General features: G+C 72.7%; 5 protein-coding genes. All 5 read right to left on the bottom strand.

Translation table 11 applies throughout. The features are described from left to right. Window positions 1-180: 180 nt before the first annotated feature. Entirely contained in the window at window positions 181-999 is an 819-nt protein-coding gene (gene modA / locus Q0A33_RS06880; protein WP_291794700.1) for a molybdate ABC transporter substrate-binding protein, read from the bottom strand. 58 nt (window positions 1,000-1,057) lie between these two features. Continuing rightward, window positions 1,058-1,456: a TOBE domain-containing protein gene (locus Q0A33_RS06875; RefSeq protein WP_291794699.1), complete on the bottom strand. Its 399-nt coding sequence runs from the start codon at window positions 1,454-1,456 to the stop codon at window positions 1,058-1,060. A 205-nt stretch (window positions 1,457-1,661) separates the two neighbouring features. Beyond that, window positions 1,662-3,185: a molybdopterin-binding protein gene (locus Q0A33_RS06870; RefSeq protein WP_291794698.1), complete on the bottom strand. Its 1,524-nt coding sequence runs from the start codon at window positions 3,183-3,185 to the stop codon at window positions 1,662-1,664. Between the two features lie 81 nt (window positions 3,186-3,266). Beyond that, window positions 3,267-3,578: a MoaD/ThiS family protein gene (locus Q0A33_RS06865; RefSeq protein ID WP_291794697.1), complete on the bottom strand. Its 312-nt coding sequence runs from the start codon at window positions 3,576-3,578 to the stop codon at window positions 3,267-3,269. A gap of 218 nt (window positions 3,579-3,796) precedes the next feature. After that, window positions 3,797-4,902: GTP 3',8-cyclase MoaA (moaA, locus tag Q0A33_RS06860; protein ID WP_291794696.1), on the bottom strand; the 1,106-nt coding region annotated here is incomplete at its 5' end.

Genomic DNA, 4,902 nt, shown 5'->3' with positions numbered 1-4,902 from the left:
CCACCGGCCCCCCCCGAGATCTACACCTACCCCTTCGTCGGCCGCGTCCTATGTGTAAACGCCCCTGGGTGGGGGCCGACGGGGGGCCGGGGATCACTGCGCTCCTCTCCGTCGGGATGGGCCGGGGTCCGGCTGTGCGGTGTGCGGGATGTGGTGCTCAGAGTGCGGGGTGCTGGGTGCTCAGGGAGCGGTGAAGCCGGCCTCCTCGAAGATCCTCCAGCCCTCCTCGGAGAGCACGAAGTCGACGAACTCCTGCGCGAGCGCGGGTGAGGCGGAATCCGCGACCGGCGCGATCGGGTAGGTGTTGACGGCGTCCTGGGCCTCCGGGAAGGCGATCCCCTCGACGGCGTCCGAGCCGGCCGCGTCCGTCCGATAGACGAGGCCCGCGTCTGCCTGCCCGCCGGCGACCTTTCCCAGGACATCGGTGACCTGCGGTTCCTCGCTCACGGGGCTGAGCCGGACGCCGGAGGCCTCCTCCACCTTCTCCGTGGCGGCGCCGCAGGGCACCTGCGGCGCGCAGACCACGACGTCCAGGTCCGGGTTGGCCAGATCCGTGAGTGAGGAGACGCCCTCCGGGTTGCCCTCCGGCACCGCGATCTCCAGCACGTTCGTCACGAACGGCGTCGGCTCTCCCGTGAGCAGCGAGTCGTCGACGAGCTGCTGCATCGTCCGCTCATCCGCGGTGGCGACGACATCCGCGGGAGCGCCCTCCGTGATCTGCGCGACGAGGTCGGAGGAGCCCGCGAAGCTCAGCTGCACGTCCACGCCGTCGTGCTGCTCGGAGAAGGCGTCCGTGAGCTGCTCGAAGGTGTCCGTGAGCGAGGCCGCGGCGAAGACCGTGAGGGTGCGGGGCTCCTCGGCCTCCCCGCCCTCCGAGTCCCCGCCTCCGGAGCTGTCCGGGCCGGAGGCGCAGCCGGCCGGCGCGATGAGGAGGCCGGCGGCGAGAGCCGCCGCAGCGATGCGGACGGTGCGGCGAGGGGGCCGGTGGGAGAAGTGCATGAACGTGCTCCTGGGGGGCGGAGTGGCACAGCGGCCGGGGGCAGGGGGCGGATGCCGATCAGTCCCGGCGAGCGGCCTCGAGGATGTCCTGAGTGGCCTTGTTGACGGCCGTCGCGCGTGAGCCGACCTGAAGATCGAGCTCCTCCCGGGCCTCGGCGGTCATGAGGGACACCACCCGGTTCGGTCCGCACTGCAGCTCGACCTGGGCGACCAGTCCGGAGACCTCGACGCGGGTGACGATGCCGGTGAAGCGGTTGCGGGCGCTGCGCAGCACGGGGTCGTCGTCGTTCTCCGGAGCACGCTGCTTCGCTCTCTCTGCGAGTGAGCGTCCCGTGACCACCTGCACTCCGGCACTGTCGACATCGGCCTGCAGGATCCCGTCGGCGGCCCAGCGGCGGATGGTGTCATCGCTGACTCCGACGAGCCTGGCTGCTTCAGCGATCCGAAAATGCGTCATGAAACTCACATTACACCCGCATGTGCGGGTGGGGACGTCTGCGATGTGCGGATCTGAGGGTCTCGTCCTGTGGCTCGCGGGCGCATCGCCCTGGGCGGGTGCCTCCTCACGCGAGTGATGGGAGCCCACTCCTCGAGAGGCAGCCTCCTCGCGTGAGCGGCGGCCTCACCTCTCGGGCAGCGGCCTCACCACTCGAGAGGCAGCCTCACCATTCGAGAGGCAGGAAGAGGACCCGCTCTCCTGTCTGGACGGAATGCGCGGGCAGCACGATCCATCCCTGTGCACGGGTGAGGCCGCGCATCATGTTCGGCCCGGAGTGTGTGCAGGGCTCCCAGGCGGGTTCGTCCGTGCCGTCGCGAACGGAGGCTGCGTGAGGGCGGGCAGGGACGAGGCGTTCGGCCTTCTGCCGGGGGGAGCCGGCGGCGAGCGGCACGGTGAGGGGCACCTCGGCGGGGGCGCCCCTCATGCCGCGGATCAGCGCACGCCCGGCCACGCGCATGGCCGCCATGGCCGCCAGGGGGTTGCCCGGGAGGCCGAGCACCGGGACGGTCCGCCCGTCGGCGCGCACGAGCGCGGCGAGGAGGGTGGGGTGGCCCGGTCGCATGTCCAGCTCCGGGAAGACGATCCGGCCGCCGGTGGACTTCGCGAGCGCGGTGAGCGTCGACCGGATGTGGTCTGCGGCCGAGCGTCCGGTCCCGCCCGTCGTGACGATGAGGTCCGGCGCTTCAGGCGGGTGTGCGTCCGCTGCTGTGGTCATCTCCTCAGAGGTGTGCGCGTTCTCCGCCGTATGCGTGGCCTCCGCCGGGTCCGCGTCCTCAGCAGCGTGGCAGGAGCCTGTGTCCGTGCCGGGTGCGAGCATGCGCGTGAGCGCGTCCCAGGTGTGCGCCGGGTCATCGCCGATCCGGCTCTGGCTCACGATCTGCGCGCCGGAGAGGCCGAGGAGGTGGGGCAGCTGGACGGAGAAGACGTCGCGCACCGTGCCGCGCGCGGGCAGGCCGGCTGAGATGATCTCGTCCCCCGTGTAGAGCAGTGCGGCCCGGGGCGCGGGCAGGACGGGGACGACGTCGTGCCCGCAGACGGCGGCCATCGCGAGCAGGGGAGGGGTGAGGGCGGTGCCGGCAGGGGCGAGGAGATCGCCGGCAGAGGCCTCGTTCCCGGCGGGGCGGATGTGCCTGCCCGGCTCCAGCTCGGAGAGCGGAGCGTCGGGCGCGAGGCCGAGGCGCGCTGACCCGTGTGCTGCGCCGGGCGCTGACCCGTGCGCTGGCGTGGGTGCCGTGCCGCCGGCCGGCGCAGGTTCCGTGCCGTGAGCTGACTCAGGTGCCGCGCCGTGTGCCGAGGAGGCGGTGACCTGGGCGTACTCGCTGCGGATGATGCCGGTGGTGCCGTGGGGCACTGCGCGACCAGTCACCACCGGGCAGGCGCGGCCGGGTGCGAGGACGTGGTCCACTCCGGTCCAGTCCTCGAGGAGCCACGTCTGTGGGGGAGCGGCGGCGGTGGGAGAGGCGGCGTAGGCGTAGCCGTCCATGGCGGAGGAGGGGTAGTGCGGCACCGGGATGGAGGTGCGCAGCTCCTGCGCGAGGATCCGGCCTGCGGCGTCGTGCAGGGGCAGCCACTCCATGCCGTCCGTCATGTCCGCGGCGTCTCGACGACGGCGGGTTGCGAGGGCCTCGCGGCCGAGCGCGTGGGCGAGCGCCATCGCGGTGCGCCAGTCGGGTCGCTCGGCCTGCACGGGTGGTGTGACGTGAACAGGCGACGCAGCCGGAGGAGCAGGGGGCTCGGAGTTCATCGCAGTGACAGTCCGCTCGGCGGCTCAGCCGCCGGCGAAGGGCGGGAGCACGTCCACGCGCATGCCGGGGCGCACCCGGTCCTCGTCGGAGGCCAGGGCCGTGCCGTCGGCGAGGAGGGTGCTCTGGGCGAGGACCTGTTCGAGGCTCGGCTCACCTGCAGGAGGCTCCGGGTGGAGCGAGACGAGCAGTGCGGCGAACTGCTCGCGGGTGGCCTCCTCGAAGGGAAGGATCACCCGCTCCTCCTTGACCTGTCCCGCGGCGGCGCGGGCGGCCGCGAAGTAGCGGACCTCCACGGATCCGCCGGGACCGCGCTTCGCTGCGGACATGCGACTCATGGGCGGGTCTCCTCTCCTGAGCGGTGCTGTGCTGAACGGTGCTCGCCATTCTGCCCTGCGGTGGGAACCGGCGGGAACTCGGGCGCTGCTTCGGCAGAATGCGGGGGAACTGTGCCCTGCCTGCGGGCGGTGGTGGAACTGTGCCCGGCGGTCATAGGCGGCGAGACCGCGCACTGCGGGGACCGCGCACTGCGGCGGGAACCGGCAGCACCTCCGACTCATCCCCCGATCGCGCTCATGCTCCGCTCCGGCTGCACGTAGTCCTCGCTGTCCAGACCCACGTGGTCCATGCCGTGCGCCTTGGGCTTGAGCCACATCGCCTGCTGCCAGAGCCGGCCGATCTCCTCGTCGCTCGCGCCCGTCCGCAGCGCGGCGGCCAGATCGAACTCCTCGTGGGAGAAGAGACAGGAGCGGACCCTCCCCTCTGCTGTCACCCGGGTGCGGGTGCATGCCGCGCAGAACGGCTCGGTCACGGAGGCGATGACGCCCACGCGGCCCAGCGGCTGCGCCGTGCCGGCCCCTGGTTCAGCAGCGCGGGCCCTTGGTTCCGCGGCACCCGCAGGCCGGGCCGTGCCGGGCCCCGGCCCGGCACCTCGGGCGAACACCCGCCAGCGTTCGGCAGGCGCACCCGCACGCGGCTCGTCGTCCGGCACCAGGTCCCAGTGCTCTGCCAGCTGTGCCCGCACCTCGGCGGCGGTGACCATGCCCTCCCGGGTCCAGCCGTGGTCCCCGTCCAGCGGCATCTGCTCGATGAAGCGCAGCTGCAGACCGCGTTCCAGGCAGAAGGCGAGCAGCTCCGGCGCCTGATCGTCGTTGACGCCGCGCATGAGCACCGCGTTGATCTTCACGGGGTGGAGGCCGGCGGCCAGCGCGGCCTCCACTCCGGCGAGCACATCGGCGAGCCGGTTCCGCCGCGCCATCGCGGCGAAGGTGTCCGCGTCGATGGTGTCGAGGGAGACGTTGATGCGGGTCAGCCCCGCGTCGCGGAGCGCCTGCGCGCGGCGGGTGAGGCCGATCCCATTGGTCGTCAGCGCGATGGGCAGCTCCGGGTGCCGCGCGCGTACCCCCGCGATGAGGGACTCGAGGTCCGGCCGGATGAGCGGTTCGCCGCCGGTGAGCCGGAGGTCGCGCACGCCGTGGACGTCCACGGCGATGTCGACGAGGCGGATGACCTCCTCCGCGGTGAGGAGGGAGGACTGCGGCATCCAGTCCATGCCCTCGGCCGGCATGCAGTAGGTGCAGCGCAGATTGCACTTGTCCGTCAGGGAGATGCGGAGGTCCGTGCCGCGCCGGCCGAACCGGTCGTGGAGCCCGGGGGCGGTGG

Source organism: Brevibacterium sp. (genome assembly GCF_022712115.1).
In the GTDB taxonomy this organism is placed as follows: domain Bacteria; phylum Actinomycetota; class Actinomycetes; order Actinomycetales; family Brevibacteriaceae; genus Brevibacterium; species Brevibacterium salitolerans.
The sequence above is the reverse complement of the archived record's forward strand: the minus strand, read 5'-3'. Positions and strand labels throughout refer to the sequence as shown.

Excerpts from the sequence above, each read along its gene's own strand:
- Q0A33_RS06875 (WP_291794699.1), bottom strand. The coding sequence starts at position 1,456 with ATGACGCATTTTCGGATCGCTGAAGCAGCCAGGCTCGTCGGAGTCAGC.
- modA (WP_291794700.1), bottom strand. The coding sequence starts at position 999 with ATGCACTTCTCCCACCGGCCCCCTCGCCGCACCGTCCGCATCGCTGCG.
- Q0A33_RS06865 (WP_291794697.1), bottom strand. The coding sequence starts at position 3,578 with ATGAGTCGCATGTCCGCAGCGAAGCGCGGTCCCGGCGGATCCGTGGAG.